General features: G+C 74.0%; 11 protein-coding genes. 3 read left to right on the top strand and 8 right to left on the bottom strand.

Annotation, left to right across the window (positions count from 1 at the left end):
* Positions 1 to 4: 4 nt before the first annotated feature.
* The 7 genes from BBK14_RS10535 to BBK14_RS38825 form a co-directional block, all read right to left on the bottom strand.
* Positions 5 to 400, bottom strand: coding sequence for a DUF5130 family protein (locus BBK14_RS10535; protein ID WP_071061750.1), 396 nt, complete (start codon positions 398 to 400; stop codon positions 5 to 7).
* Entirely contained in the window at positions 387 to 695 is a 309-nt protein-coding gene (locus tag BBK14_RS10530; RefSeq protein ID WP_235014288.1) for a hypothetical protein, read from the bottom strand. The genes BBK14_RS10535 and BBK14_RS10530 overlap by 14 nt, the downstream gene beginning before the upstream one ends.
* A 229-nt stretch (positions 696 to 924) precedes the next feature.
* On the bottom strand, positions 925 to 3,303 hold the full coding sequence (locus BBK14_RS10525) for a 4-alpha-glucanotransferase (RefSeq protein ID WP_071061451.1): 2,379 nt from the start codon (positions 3,301 to 3,303) through the stop codon (positions 925 to 927).
* Entirely contained in the window at positions 3,300 to 5,339 is a 2,040-nt protein-coding gene (locus BBK14_RS10520) for a sensor histidine kinase (RefSeq protein ID WP_071061448.1), read from the bottom strand. Before BBK14_RS10520 ends, BBK14_RS10525 begins: the two co-directional genes overlap by 4 nt.
* On the bottom strand, positions 5,314 to 6,054 hold the full coding sequence (locus BBK14_RS10515; RefSeq protein WP_071061445.1) for a response regulator transcription factor: 741 nt from the start codon (positions 6,052 to 6,054) through the stop codon (positions 5,314 to 5,316). Before BBK14_RS10515 ends, BBK14_RS10520 begins: the two co-directional genes overlap by 26 nt.
* Positions 6,055 to 6,138: 84 nt before the next feature.
* Positions 6,139 to 7,377: a mechanosensitive ion channel family protein gene (locus BBK14_RS10510; RefSeq protein WP_116430044.1), complete on the bottom strand. Its 1,239-nt coding sequence runs from the start codon at positions 7,375 to 7,377 to the stop codon at positions 6,139 to 6,141.
* A gap of 159 nt (positions 7,378 to 7,536) precedes the next feature.
* Positions 7,537 to 7,689 carry a hypothetical protein gene (locus tag BBK14_RS38825; protein ID WP_198541232.1) on the bottom strand — a complete coding sequence of 51 codons (153 nt, stop codon included), beginning with the start codon at positions 7,687 to 7,689 and terminating at the stop codon, positions 7,537 to 7,539.
* Positions 7,690 to 7,966: 277 nt separating this feature from the next.
* Here BBK14_RS38825 and BBK14_RS10505 point away from each other — a divergent pair, with 277 nt between their 5' ends.
* Complete coding sequence (locus BBK14_RS10505) at positions 7,967 to 8,488, top strand: HNH endonuclease (protein WP_020462780.1); 522 nt, start codon at positions 7,967 to 7,969, stop codon at positions 8,486 to 8,488.
* Positions 8,489 to 8,545: 57 nt separating this feature from the next.
* Positions 8,546 to 10,090 carry a DUF2867 domain-containing protein gene (locus BBK14_RS10500; RefSeq protein WP_071061443.1) on the top strand — a complete coding sequence of 515 codons (1,545 nt, stop codon included), beginning with the start codon at positions 8,546 to 8,548 and terminating at the stop codon, positions 10,088 to 10,090.
* 42 nt (positions 10,091 to 10,132) lie between these two features.
* Here the strand turns inward: BBK14_RS10500 and BBK14_RS10495 are convergent, their stop codons facing one another.
* Entirely contained in the window at positions 10,133 to 12,352 is a 2,220-nt protein-coding gene (locus BBK14_RS10495; RefSeq protein ID WP_071061441.1) for an ATP-binding SpoIIE family protein phosphatase, read from the bottom strand.
* A gap of 170 nt (positions 12,353 to 12,522) precedes the next feature.
* On the opposite strand from BBK14_RS10495, the gene BBK14_RS10490 reads away from it, so the two are divergent.
* Positions 12,523 to 14,096: glycoside hydrolase family 13 protein (locus tag BBK14_RS10490; RefSeq protein WP_241831382.1), on the top strand; the 1,574-nt coding region annotated here is incomplete at its 3' end.

Genomic DNA, 14,096 nt, shown 5'->3' with positions numbered 1-14,096 from the left:
GAGATCAGCGGCGGGACCCGGTCGGCGCGGCGGGCGCGCCGGCGGCGTCGGAGAGCTGACGCAGCCCGGTGATCACACCGCCCACCAGGTCACCGAGAGCGAAGCTGGACGTCATGGCCAGGGCCGCCAGACCGGCGGCCGAGTCGCTGATGCGCTTCTTCGCGGCCGGCGTGGTCACAACGCGGACGAACCGCTGCCCCGGGGAGACGGCGACGAGCACCGCCTCGTCGTTGCGGGGATCGGCCAGGCCGCCCAGCAGCCGCTCGGCGGCAAGCTTCAGATCGCCGTCCAGCGCACCGACGCGGACAGCGAAGCGGATGCCGGTCTGGGTCTGCGCGGACTGCCGAGCACGTTCGATCCGCTCGGTCTGCTCGTGGGTGAATGCCTCACCAGGTGCCACTGGCACCACCCGCACCCGGTACGGCGGCCCGCGAACGCTTCGCCTCGATGTCCTCCGGCTTCGCGCCGATCCAGATCTCGTCGTGCTCCCAAGGCTGGCCCGGACGGTAGCGCGACGGGCGGCTCAGTCGGCTCGTCACCGCGGTGAGGAGGAACGCCAGCAGGAAGCCGCCGATGACCGTTCCACCGTAGAGCGCCCAGGCATGGACAGCCGACAGCGGGTCGGGGTCGTAGGGAGTCCCCACATCCTGCGCGGAGGCCGACACCGCGAGGAAGGGCACCGTGAACAGGGACAACGCAGCGACGGTCAGAACGCGGCGCGCGGCGACCCGCCGACCCGACCTGGAGGTCGGGGGCAGATCGCCGGCCGCGGCGGACCGCCGAGACGTACGGCGCGGACGACGTGGAATCACGTCCGGAAGGGTACCGGGAACGGCCGGCACGGTCCGTGCCCAGGGGTGCGAGCTAGCTCGCCCACACCGCCGACGAGCACGGTTGCGTCCCGGCGACGCGTGCCACAGCGCTTCAGGGGCGCCGGGTGGTGGTGGCTCCCGCCCGATCGGCGGTGATCGCCCCGAGTGCCTCGACCATCCGACGCGACCGGGGATCGGTGATCAGCCGTTCGACGGTGACGCGTTCCCCGGCATCGTCGACGACCGGTAGCCGCCAGTTCGGATAGCTGTCGACCGTCCCGGGCAGGTTCGGCTGGCGGACGTCGCCGAACGCGTCGCCGGGGGCGACCAGCACGATCCGCGCGCGTGACCGGGCAAGCAGGACGTGCAGGCCGAGCGCGGCCGCCGCACGCAGCTCCGGATCGAGGCGATCCTCCTCCGCCGCCACGACCCCCGCCGGCGGGCTCACCAGGCCCTCGTCGGCGAGCAGCCGCAGCAGTCCGGCGCGTTCGGCGAGCCAGGCGGCGCGTTCCTGCTCGTCGGTGCGGGCGAGCAGGCCGAGCCGCGCACGCACGCGCACGTGCTCGCCCTCGAGGAAGCCGGCGGCGGTCGGCAGGTCGTGCGTGGTCACGCTGGCCATGGTCCGGGCCCGGTACTCGCCCGGCGGGAGCGGGGAGCCGTCCGCCGCCTGCTCGAACCACAGCACCGAGGAGCCGAAGATCCCAGCGCCGTCGAGCGCCTCGGCCACCGACGGTTCGACGGTGCCGAGATCCTCACCGACGACCAGGGCGCCGGCCCGGTGCGCCTCGAGGGCGAGCAGCCCCAGCAGCGCCTCGGCGTCGTAGCGGACGAAGGTGCCGCCGGCAGCACCGGCACCGTCCGGGACCCACCACAGGCGGAACAGCCCGAGAATGTGATCCACCCGTAGCCCGCCGCCCCGGGACAGCACCGCGGCGACCATCGCCCGGAACGGGGCATACCCGCTCTCCGCGAGGACGTCGGGCCGCCACGGCGGTAGGCCCCAGTCCTGGCCCTGCTGGTTGAAGCCGTCCGGCGGGGCGCCGACGGAGGCACCGGTGGCCAGCACGCCGCGCATCGCCCAGGCGTCCGCGCCGCCCGGATCGACCCCGACGGCCAGATCGTGAACGACGCCGACCCGCATCCCGGCCGCCCTGGCCGCGGCCTGCGCCGCGCCGAGCTGGTCGTCGCACCGCCGCTGCAGCCAGACGTGGAACGCGACGCGTTCCGCTAGTTCGGCGCGCGCGGAGTCATCCGCCAGCCCGGCGCGCGCGGCGTCGACCGCCGGCCCGGCGGGATCGCGCAGGTCCTCCGGCCAGGTGCGCCAGTCCCGGCCGTGCCGCTCGGCGAGCGCGCACCAGAGCGCGAAGTCGCGCAGCGCGCCGTCGGCCTCCTGCCCACCGGCCGGCCCGTCGCCCGTCCCGCCGCCGGACGAGGTGAACAGCAGCTCGACGGCGGCGAGCTTGGCCCGCCACACCGCGTCCCGGTCGATCAGGCCGTCCCTGGTCCCCTCCCGGCGGGCGACTCCCGCCAGCCGGTCGACCTCCGCCCGCACCGTCTCGGAGGCGTGCCGGTACTCCGGGGTCAGCTCGGGCCGCAGGTAGAGCGGTGAGACGAAGCGGCGGCTCGCCGGCGAGTACGGCGACGGCTCGACCGGAAAGGTCGGCGCCACCGCGTGCAGCGGGTTCACCAGCAGAACGTCGGCGCCGTCACGCGCGGACCACTCGGCGAGGGTGGCGAGGTCGGCGTAGTCGCCCATCCCCCACGATCCCGCGGAGGTGAGCGCGTACAGCTGGATCATCCAGCCCCAGGCCCGCCCGGTGGCCTCGGCCGGGCTCGGGGCGGCCGCGAAGTCGGGCACGCGCTCCGGGACGACGATCAGCGGGCACTCGGCGGTGCTCCCGCCGAAGCTCAGCCGCAGGCGGTGATCCCCGAGCGGCAGGCCGGACGGCAGGTCCACCGTGCCGGCGCGGACGGCACGGCCGTCGACCTCCCCGACGGTGCCGCGCAGCCCGACCGACAGCGGCACGCTCTCCCCTCCGGCCAGCACGGCCTCGGCGGTGACGGCGTCCGCGGCGGCATCCGGCACATGCACGGCGACCGGCGCGGGGGCCTGCGCCCGGACGACCGCGCACGGGGGCAGCGGGCGCCGCCGACGCGCCTCGCGTGCCCCGGCGAGCGCGACGGCCGGGTCCGACGGGTCGACGCCGAGCAGGCCCAGCACCGCCCGGACGGCCGTCGGCTGCACCGTGACCGGCGTGCCGTCCTGCCCGTCGTAGGACGTGGCCACTCCGAACTCGGCGGCGAGGGCCGCGAGGTCACCGAGCCCGGACCAGACAGACGCCGGACCCGGCTGCCCACCGGCTCCGACCGCGCCGCCGGCTGACGGCCCGGCGGTGGACGATGCGGCGGTGGACGGCGCCGCAGCGGTAGGCGCCGCGGTAGCAGCGGGGGGCGCGGCGGGCTGGTCGGGGCGCTCGGTCGCGGATGTCACGGACCTGATCCTGCCCGCTGCCCCGGGCGGACCGTCGGACGCCCCCCGGGCCGCTCCGCGCCAACGCCGGGCGCCGTGGCCGGACCGCCCGCGCCTGCCCCGCCCGCCTTCCGCCCAGCCGCCCGCTCTGCCGTCTGTTCTGCCTTCTCCGCTCTCTCGGCCACCGCCTGCTCCGCTTCGGCGGCCGCCGCGGAGCCGCCGGCCGGCCGCCGCCACGGCGAGTCCGCGTCCGCGTCCGCAGCCGCAGCCGCGGGCCCGGAGCGCGTCGGGGAGACGCCCACGGGCGCGGCTCCGCCCGCCGGAGCGAAGCCGCCCATGGGCAGAGGGCCGCCCCTCGGAGGAGGGCCGCCTGCCGAAAGGGAGCCGTTCGCGCCGGCGGTCCCGCCGTCGGAGACGAACCCGCCGTACCCGACGGGATCGTCGCCGTCCCAGGGAACCCCCCGCTCCCAGGCCGCCACGCAGGGCAATGTCATCCGCAGCAGCGCGCCGCCGGACGGCGACTCGGCGGCCTCGGCCGTCCCGCCGTGCATCGCCGCGGCGTCCGCGACGATCGCCAGGCCGAGGCCGGAGCCGGGCAGGCTGCGCGCCGCCGTGGCCCGGTAGAAGCGCTCGAAGACGCGGGCCCGGTCGGCCGGCGCGATGCCCGGGCCCTCGTCGGCGACGGTGACCTCGCCGGCCCGGCTGACCACCCGCACGGTCGAGGACGGCGGGCTGAACTTCACCGCGTTGTCCAGCAGGTTGGTCACCGCCCGCTCCAGCAGGCTCGGCCGCCCGTCCACCAGGGACGGCTCGACGCTCACCTCGATCCGGATGCCCTTGGTGTTCGCCCGGCGCCGGGCCCGGTCCGCGGCGGCCCGCACGACCTGGGCGAGGTCGAGCCGCTCGATCTCCTCCGTGGGCACCTCGTCGCGGGCCAGCTCGATCAGCTCGTTGACCAGCGCGGTCAACTCGCGCATCTGGGCGTCGACGTCGCGCAGCAGCGCGTCGCGGTCCGCCGCGGGCAGCGCCCGGTTCGGAGTCGTCTCCGCCCGCATCAGGAGCTCGATGTTGGTGCGCAGGCTGGTCAGCGGCGTGCGCAGCTCGTGGGCGGCGTCGTCGACGAGCTGGCGCTGCCGCAGCCGGGATGCCTCCAGCGCCCGCAGCATGCTGTTGAGGCTGGTAGCCAGCCGGGCGATCTCGTCCGAGCCGGTGACCGGGATCAGGGCGGAGAGGTCCTGGGTACGTGCCACCTCCTCCGCCGCGGCCGCCGCGGCGTCCACCGGTTTCAGCGAGGCGCGGGCGACGAGGCGGCCGGCGATCACCGAGCCGACCACGCCGACCAGCCCGACGATGAACAGCACCAGCCCGAGATCGCGCAGCGTGCGATCCACGTCGGAGGTGGACCGGGCCAGCTGCAGGGCCCCGGTGCCGGTGAGTGGCGGCGGATAGCGCAGCGGGACGGTGGCCACCCGGTACCGCTGGCCCTCGACCGTGACGGTGCGCAGGTTCTTGCCACGCAGGCCCCGCGCGACCTCGGCGTCGGCCGCGTCGACGGGGATAGCGAAGGTCTCCAGCGACGGGAAGGCGCTCTCCAGGGGCACTCCGTCGCCGTCGAGGAACTGCAGCTCCATGCCGAAGTTCAGGGCCCGGACGCTGATCTGGCTCGCCTGCAGGTTGCCGGCCGACGCCTTGGCCTGTTCCAGGAGCTGGTCGTCGATCGCCTGGTTCAGCACGATCCGGGTGACGCCGAGGGCGACGCTGACCACGACGGCGACCGCGGCGGCTACGGCCACCCCGGCGAGCAGCGCCATCCGGGCCCGCAGCGTCAGCCGCGGGAGCCGGCTGGGCCAGCGCGACGCCGCCGGCCGGGACGACGGACCCCCCACCCGCCGGCCCTCGACCAGCGTGTCCGCCGGCTGCTCCGGCCCGGTCACACCGACCTCGTCGGCGTTGTCGGCCTTGCCGGCCTTGCCGGCCTCTTCGACCTGGCCGGTTTCGTCGGCATCGTCGGCCCTGACAGCGGCAGCGGGCTCACACCCGGTCGGCGGCGGGTTCACGCAGGACGTAACCCACCCCGCGCACCGTGTGCAGCAGCCGTGGCTCCCCGCCGGCCTCGAGCTTGCGCCGCAGGTAGCTCACGAACACCTCCAGGGAGTTCGAGGAGGGTCCGAAGTCGTAGCCCCAGACTTTCTCCATGATCATCGATCGGGAGAGGACCTGGCGCGGATGGGTCAGGAACAGCTCGAGCAGCTCGAACTCGGTCTTGGTCAGCGTCAGCTCCCGGCCCTCCCGCAGGACCTGGCGGCTCGCCGGGTCGAGCGCCACCCCCGCGTACGACAGCGCGGGGGGGACGCCCTGGCCCGGCTCGGCGCCCTGCGCGGGGCCGTGGCCCACGCTGGCCCGTGTCACGAGGGTGGACCGCCGGATCAGCGCCCGCAGCCGGGCGAACAGCTCCTCCAACGCGAAGGGCTTCACCAGGTAGTCGTCGGCGCCCACGTCGAGGCCGCTGACCCGGTCGGCCAGCCCGTCACGGGCAGTCAGCATGAGGACGGGGACGTCGTCACCGCGCGCCCGCAGACGGCGGCAGGTCTCCAGGCCGTCCATCCTCGGCATCATCACGTCGAGCACGACGATGTCCGGCTGGTCGCGCGCCACCACCTCCAGCGCGGCGACCCCGTCGGGCGCCGTGCGCACCTCGTAGCCCTCGAACCTCAGCGACCGCTCCAGCGACTCGCGGACGGCCGCGTCGTCGTCCACCACCAGTACTCGCACGGCTCCAGTCTGCCCCGCTCGCCCGACAGTTCCATGCTCCGGACGCGCATCTCAGCAAGACCTTGTCCGATCCTCAGCCCCGCTTCAGGCGCTGTGCCTGGAAGGGGCCGGCGCGGGCGGATCGATCCTGGGTGTCGGCACGTCGTTCGCGCCCTGGCCCGGCGAGCCGCCGGTGCCGCCCGGCGTCTCCTCCTCCTCCTCGGCGGGCTTGTCGTCGTCATCGTCGTCGACGACCACGACCTCGCTGCGCTGGACGGTGCCGAGCTCGATCCCGGCCCGGCCGAKCGACGCCCGGACCCGCTCCCGCAGCTCGCGGGCGACGTCCCACTGCTTGAGCGGCTGGGTCTTGATGGCGATCCGCAGCGTGTAGCCGTCCGCGGTCATGGTCTCCATGCCCCAGACCTCCGGCTCGGCGAGGATCAGGCCGGACCAGGCCTCGTCCTTCCACAGCTTGTCGGCCGTCCGGACGAGCACCCGTTTCGCGGCGGCGACCTCGGTGTCGTAGTCGAGCGGGACGTCGAGAACCGTGCGGGCCCACTGTTGACTCTTGTTCCCGACCCGGGTTATCTCGCCGTTGCGGACGTACCAGACCGTCCCCTCGACGTCGCGCATTCGGGTCATCCGCAGGCTCACCGCCTCGACGGTGCCCGAGACCGGGCCGACATCGATCACGTCGCCGACGCCGTACTGGTCCTCCAGCAGCATGAACATGCCCGACAGGAAGTCGCGCACGAGGTTCTGCGCACCGAAACCGACGGCGATGCCGAGCACTCCGGCGCTGGCCACGATCGGGGCTAGATTCAGGCCGAGCTCGCCGAGGATCGTGAGGAAAGCCAGCCCGAACACAAAGATTGACGTCACGCTGCGCAGCAGCGATCCGACCGTTCCGGCGCGCTGGCGCCGCCGCTCGAGCAGAACGGTCGGATCACCGAATGCGCCCAGCAAGGTGTTCGACCGCAGCCCGCGCAGCATGCCGGTACTGCGCCCCGAGGCGGCCCGTTCGGTGGTCCGCCGGATGAACCGGTGCAGCAGCGTCCGGATCACCATCGCGAACAGCAGAATCAGCAGAATCTTGATCGGCGTGCCGAGGAACACCTCGGCGCCGGACGCAAGATAGTTACTACCCGTGACGTCGTACACGGTGCGGCACATGAGGCCGGGGTCCGTGCCGCAGGCGTCCCGCAGCGCGTTCGCGACGCCCTCGATCGAGACGAGCGGATCCGTCGTCGGACCGGGCGAGATCGACACCGAGGGTATGGGGCTGGGCGAGACCGTCGCCGCGGTCGTCGGTGCGGCGGTGGGCGACAGGATCGCGCCGAGCATCGGGATCACGGGCTGAGCCAGCAGGGACGGCTCCGCGCCCATGACCGCCGGGGGCAGCCCGGCCGCGACTGGTTCGGCGGGCACGCCACCGAACGGGACAGCACCAAACGGGACACGTGAGATGGACACAACGCCGGCCATCCTCCGTAAGCAGGTCTCTCAGTCGGATCGACGCCGATCGGGCGCCGTGTGCGTCTGGAAGCCCCCCGGCCGGGCCGCGGCAAGGCCGCCGGCACCCATCCCCCGGCGGCGCTCCGTAGCCCGCGCAGCGAGCTGGCGCAGCGCCGAGTCGACCTTGACAGTCTTGCCCATCGGCGGACCCGGACGGCGGGCACCCCCGTGTCGGCCACACACGGACACGGCCCGCCAGTCAGTCACACAGTGTAATTTTTCGGTCACGACACACGGTCGAATGAGGTTGTTGTTCGTCACAAACCACGCCGGATATGCACATCGACGCTTTGCCGGGACGGATGACCATGCAAACAGGCTCGCGTTCTGCCGCCGAAGAAGGTTGACTGTCCATTGTCACCGGAGACGCTGGGTAGGACGGTCCGCGAGGACCCTCGGGTGGGCAGGAGGTCGGCGCGTGGCAGAGGCGCTGGTTCTCAATGCCACGTACGAGCCTCTGTGCGTGGTGTCACAAAGAAGAGCACTGGTGCTCGTTCTGACCGACAAGGCCGTGATGGTCGAATCCGCCGGCCAGGTGCTGCGTTCGACGACGGCCGCAGTCGAGGTTCCGATCGTCGTGCGGTTGGCACGGTTCGTGCGCGTACCCTACCGTTCACAGATTCCACTCACCCGCAAGGGTGTACTGGCACGCGACCATCACCGGTGCGTGTACTGCAACGCCCCGGCGACATCACTGGATCACGTGATCCCCCGCTCTCGCGGCGGGCCACACGTATGGGAGAACGTCGTGGCGGCCTGCGGCCGCTGCAACCATGTCAAAGCCGACCGGGCCGTCGCGGACCTCGGTTGGCGGCTTCGCACGGCGCCCAGAGCGCCGAGCGGAGCCGCCTGGCGCATTCTGGGGTCCCGTCGCATGGACCCGCGGTGGTCGCGGTACCTGAGCACGGTGGGGGACGTCTCCGAGGCCGCGAGCGCCTGACCCGTCCCACCCGGTCTGCGGGCGGTACCCGCCGCCAGGCCGGGGCAGGTACCCGGGGTGCGCATACTCGTCACCGGTGCGACCGGGTATATCGGTGGTCGGCTGGCACCCCGCCTGCTCGGCCAGGGCCATCACGTCCGCTGCATGACCCGTGATCCGGCGCGGCTGTCCGACGTCGGCTGGGCCCGGCATCCCGACATCGAGGTGGTCCGTGCCGACGCCCTCGACCCGGAGTCGCTGCACGCGGCGATGGAGGATGTCGACGTCGCCTACTACCTGATCCACTCGATCGACACCGGCGGCGACTTCTCGGCCGTCGACCGCCGGGCGGCCGCGGCGTTCGCGCGGGCGGCGCGGGCCGCCGGCGTCCGGCGGATCATCTACCTGGGTGGGCTGAGCCCGGCCACCGGCATCGGCATGTCGGCGCACCTGGCGTCCCGGCAGGAGGTCGCGCGGATCCTGCTCGACTCCGGGGTGCCCACGGTCGTGCTGCGCGCCGCGATCATCATCGGCAGCGGCAGCGCGTCGTTCGAGATGCTGCGCCACCTCACCGAGCGGCTGCCGGTGATGCTCACCCCACGCTGGGTGCGGACCCGCATCCAGCCGATCGCCGTCCGGGACGTCCTGCACTACCTCATCGGATGTCTCCAGCTGCCGGCCGAGATCAACCGCTCGTTCGACATCGGCGGGCCGGACGTCCTGACCTACGCCGACATGATGCAGCGTTTCGCGGCGGTCGAGGGCCTGCGTCGCCGAGTGATCATCCGCGTGCCGGTGCTCTCCCCCGGCCTGTCGTCGCTGTGGGTCGGGGTGGTGACGCCGGTCCCCCGGGCGATCGCGCGGCCGCTGGTCCGCTCGCTGCGGACGGAGGTCGTCGTCGGCGAGCACGACATCGCGCGGTGGGTGCCGGACCCGCCCGAGGGGCTGCTGCCGTTCGAGACCGCGGTCGCCTACGCGCTGGCGCGGGTGCGCGACCGGACGGTGGAGACCCGGTGGTCGACTGCGGTCTGGCCGGGCAGCCCGCTCGCCGCGCCGTTCCCCGAGGTCGCCGCGTACCTCTCCGCCGACCGGGCCGGCCGCCGCGGGCACCGCCCGGTCGCGGCGGACGTCCGGACCGCGGCCGACGGCGGCTCGCCGGACAACGCCCCGTCCAACGGAATCCTGGCCGGCGGCGCTCCGCCAGGCGAGCCCGTCCCGACCGATCCGGCCTGGGCCGGGAGCTCGCTCTACACCGACGAGCGGTCGAAGGCCGTGGCCGCGCCGGCGGGGGGCCTGTGGCGGGTCGAGGAGCTGGTCCCCGGACGGCTGCTGCGCCTGCGCGCCGAGATGAGGCTGCCCGGCCACGCCTGGCTCGAACTGCGCGTCGAGCCAGGCGGCCCCGACGGCGGGACGGTCTACCGGCAGCGGGCGCTGTTCCTGCCGCGCGGGCTGCCGGGCCACCTCTACTGGCGGGCCGTCAGCCCGTTCCACGCCGTGGTCTTCGGCGGGATGCTGCGCACTATCGTCCGCCGGGCCGAATCCGCCCCGGCCGCGGCCGCGCCGGCTGTGACAGCCCCGACGGAGTCGACTTCGATCGAGCCGACCACGCCGGCCGGCCGGTGACCGGCCACCGACCGGCACACCGCCTCGTCCTCAAGTGTGGTCTCAGGTGTGGTCGGCCTCGTCGGGGATCTCCATCTCGAACCAGACGCGCTTGCCGTCCGGTGTCGTCTCGACTCCCCAGGCCTGCGCGAGCGCCTCGACGAGGAGCAGGCCCCAGCCGTGCTCGGCCTCCGGATCGTCCGGGGAGTTGCCGCCGGGCCGGGGCAGGGCGGTGCCCTCCCTGTCCTCGACGCTCACCCGCAGCCGCCCGGGTTCCAGGGTGGCCCGCAGCACGAGATCGCTGCGCGCGTGCAGCACCGCGTTGGTGACCACCTCGCTGACCAACAGGATCGCGTCGTCGAGTGATCCGATCCCGGCGTCGAGCAGCGAGCGCCGGACGGCCGTGCGGGCCTGTCCGGCCGATGCGGCGACGGCGGGCAGCGCGAGCTGGAGCAGCGGCGGGCGCAGCTGCCGGGTGACCAGCGTGAGCAGCGCTATGTCGTCGTCCGTGCGCGGCGGGAGATCCGCGGCCAGCAGGCAGCGCTCGAGCAGGGTCCGGGCGCTCTCCTCGCTCGGGCCCGATCCGCTGCCGCTCACCGCGTCCGGGCCGGACCAGCTGCGGGCCGCGAAGCCACCGCCGGTGCGGCGGCGGTCACCGCTCGCCCGCGTCCTGCGGTAGCCCCCGCGGCGGTCCCGGCCCGACCGCCGCTCCCTGATCCGCCGCTCCGGCGTGACCATGGCTCCGCCAGCCGCGGCGGCCGGCGCGGAGGCCGCCAGCGCCACGGCGGCTGCGGGCGGATCACCCGCGGCAGGCGCCGCGCCCACAGACGGATCACCCGTGGCAGGCGCCGCGTCCACAGACGGATCATCCGAAGGCGGCGCGAACGCCCGAACGGCGCGCGGACGGGCAATCTGCTCGCCCAGGCCCGACCTCAGGTGCTCCAGGCCGTCCGCGAGCGGCCGGCGCCGGGACTCCACCAGGCCGTCGGTGAACATCACGAACGCCGAGCCGGACGGGAGCGAGACGGTCAGCTCGGAGAAGGTGCCCTGCTCACCCGTCCCGAGCGGGAGCCCGGGCTCGAGCACGAGGTAGTCCGGCTCCTCGTCGGGCAGCAGCAACAGCGGCGGCGGATGGCCCGCGCTCGCGATCGTCATCCGGCCGGAGTAGGGGTCGTACACCGCGTACATGGAGGTGGCCATCTGCAGGCCGGGCAGCGAGTCGACAACCCGGTCGAGCCGGGCCAGCAGCTCGGCGGGCCCCCAGTCCTCCAGCGCGTACGCCCGCAGTGCGGCCCGCAGCTGGCCCATCACCGCGGCCGCGTGCAGGCCACGGCCCATCACGTCACCGATCGCCACGCCGACCCGCCCGCCGGGCAGCGGGATGACGTCGTAGAGGTCCCCGCCGACCTCCGTACCGGCCGTGCCGGGCCGGTACTCCATCGCGATCTCCATGCCGTCCAGGGCCGGCGGGTGCGCGGGAAGCATCGAGCGCTGCAGTGTCAGCGCGGACTCCTCGACATCCCGGAAGAGCTGCGCGTTGTCGAGCGCGGTGCCGCCGCGCCGGGCCAGCTCCTCGATGAGGCGGATGTCGAGCGCGGTGTACTCGACGGATTCGCGCCGGCCGACCGTCAGCGCGCCGAACACCCTCCCCCGGGCGTACATCGGCACGGTGATCGCGGCTCCTGCCTGGATCTCCCCGAACCGCTCAGCGGCCTCGCCGGGGAACAGCCGGCGGACGACGTCCTCGGTGTAGCGGGGCACGTAGTACGACTGGCCGGTCCGGACGACGACGCCCGGCGGGATGTCCTCGGTGGCTGTCGGCGGGTGGATCTGGACGATGGCCCGGACGAAGTCCGCCGTCTTCGGGTCGAGAAAGCGCGACCCGGCGATCCGAATGCTGTCCCCGTCGCCGCGAAGCCAGACCACGGCCGCGTCGCCCATCCGGGGCACAACCAGGGATGCGATCATGTCGATGATCCGCTGCGGGTCGAGCGAGCTGCTCAGGACCAGGCTCGCGTCGGCGAGGAACGACAGCTGCTCGAGCGTCGCCTCCTCGGTGACGTGCGCGCGGCGCCGGCGCCGGGTACTCGACAGCTCGCGGACGATGGCGCGGCCAACCGTGGCCGTCGTGGCGGCCCAGCCCGCCGAGCGGGACTCCGTGTCGATCACCGGGCCTCGACTCTCCCATCCGGACGTCGCCCGCCCGGACGTCGCCGGTCCGGATGCCGCCCGTCCGGACGCCTCGACCGGATCGGCCGCGGCACCGAGGGGACGTTTAGCCACCGGGACACATCTACCCCCAGGAAGCGCACCATAACGGACAGTGACGTCATCCACTCGCGGAAGTGTAGTTCGAGAGTCGGACATCGCGCCCGCCGAGCCGCTCGACGGACACTTTCCGTAACCAGAGCATCCCGTTTACTTCATGCCCGCAGAGAGGGTTTGATGCTGGCATGGATCCCGTTGTCACATACCGTGCGGGCGAACCCGGGCAGCCCGGCGGCCGCTCCRGCCCGGCCGCGCCACCAGCGGGAACCGAGGAGACCGATTACTCCACGTGGTGGCACGACGCCGTGATGTACGAGGTCTACGTCCGCAGCTTCGCCGACGCCGACGGCGACGGGGTYGGCGACATCGAGGGCATCCGCCGGCGCCTGCCCGACCTCGCCGACCTGGGCGTCGACGGGATCTGGGTCAGCCCCTTCTACCGCTCCCCCATGGCCGATCACGGCTACGACGTGGCCGACCACACCGACGTCGACCCCTTGTTCGGCACTCTCTCGGACGTCGACGCGCTGCTGCGCGACGCCCACGAGGCCGGCCTGAAGGTCGTCGTCGACCTGGTCCCGAACCACTCCAGCAGCGCGCACCCCGCCTTCCAGGCGGCGCTCGCGGCCGGGCCGGGCGCGCCGGAGCGGGACCTCTACCTTTTCCGGGACGGGCGCGGCCCGGACGGTGCGCTCCCCCCGAACAACTGGATCTCGGTGTTCGGTGGCCCCGCCTGGACGAGGGTTCCGGACGGCCAGTGGTACCTGCACCTGTTCGCCCCGGAGCAGCCGGACTGGAACTGGCAGCATCCGCGGGTGCGGGCGGCGCACGCCGAGATCATCCGATTCTGGCTCGACCGGGGGGTCGACGGCTTCCGGATCGACGTCTCGCACGGCCTGGTCAAGGACGGCGAGCTGCGCGACCATCCGACCGACGCGCTCCCCACGCCGGAGACCGGCTTCCGGGAGGAGATCGAGCCGCACGCTTGGGATCAGGACGGCGTCCACGAGATCTACCGCGAGTGGCGGGCGATCGTCGACGCCCACGACCGGCGCGACGGCCGACAGCGGGTGCTCGTCGGCGAGACCTGGGTCGCCGACCCGGGGCGCCTCGCCCGGTACGTCCGTCCCGACGAGCTGCACCTGACCTTCACGTTCTCGCTGCTGTACGCGCCGTTCTCCGCCCCGGCGTGGCGGGCGGCGATCGATGCCGCCCGGGCCGCGACAGCCGCCGTCTGCGCGCCGCCGACCTGGGTGCTGGCCAACCACGACGTCGTCCGTCCGGTCAGCCGCTACGGCGGCGGTGAGACCGGCCTGCGCCGGGCCCGGGCGGCGCTGCTGACGCTGCTGGCGCTGCCCGGCACGGTCTACCTGTACCAGGGCGACGAGCTCGGCCTGCCGCAGGTCGACGTCCCGCCCGAGGCCCGCCAGGACCCGGTCTGGGAACGGTCCGGCCACACCTCGCCCGGCCGGGACGGCGCACGGGTGCCGCTGCCGTGGTCCGGCGACGCGCCTCCGTACGGGTTCAGCGCCGGGGCAGCCGAGCCGTGGCTCCCGCAACCGCCCGACTGGGCGACGCTGACCGCGTCCGCCCAGTCCGTGGACCCGATGTCGACCAGGGTGCTCGTCCGCGGCGCGCTGGCGCTACGCCGCGCGCTCCCCTTCCTCGGCGGACCAGCCGGGCCGGGCGGCGCGGCCGAGCCGGGCGGCGCGGCCGGGCCGGGCGGCGCGGCCGAGCCGGGCGGCGCGGCCGAGCCGGG

The organism is Parafrankia soli (assembly GCF_001854695.1).
In the GTDB taxonomy this organism is placed as follows: Bacteria; Actinomycetota; Actinomycetes; order Frankiales; family Frankiaceae; genus Parafrankia; species Parafrankia soli.
Note: the sequence above shows the minus strand (reverse complement) of the source record. Positions and strands in the feature narration are given on the sequence as shown.

Coding starts and splice junctions, on each gene's coding strand:
- BBK14_RS38825 (WP_198541232.1), bottom strand. CDS start 7,689: ATGGGCAAGACTGTCAAGGTCGACTCGGCGCTGCGCCAGCTCGCTGCG.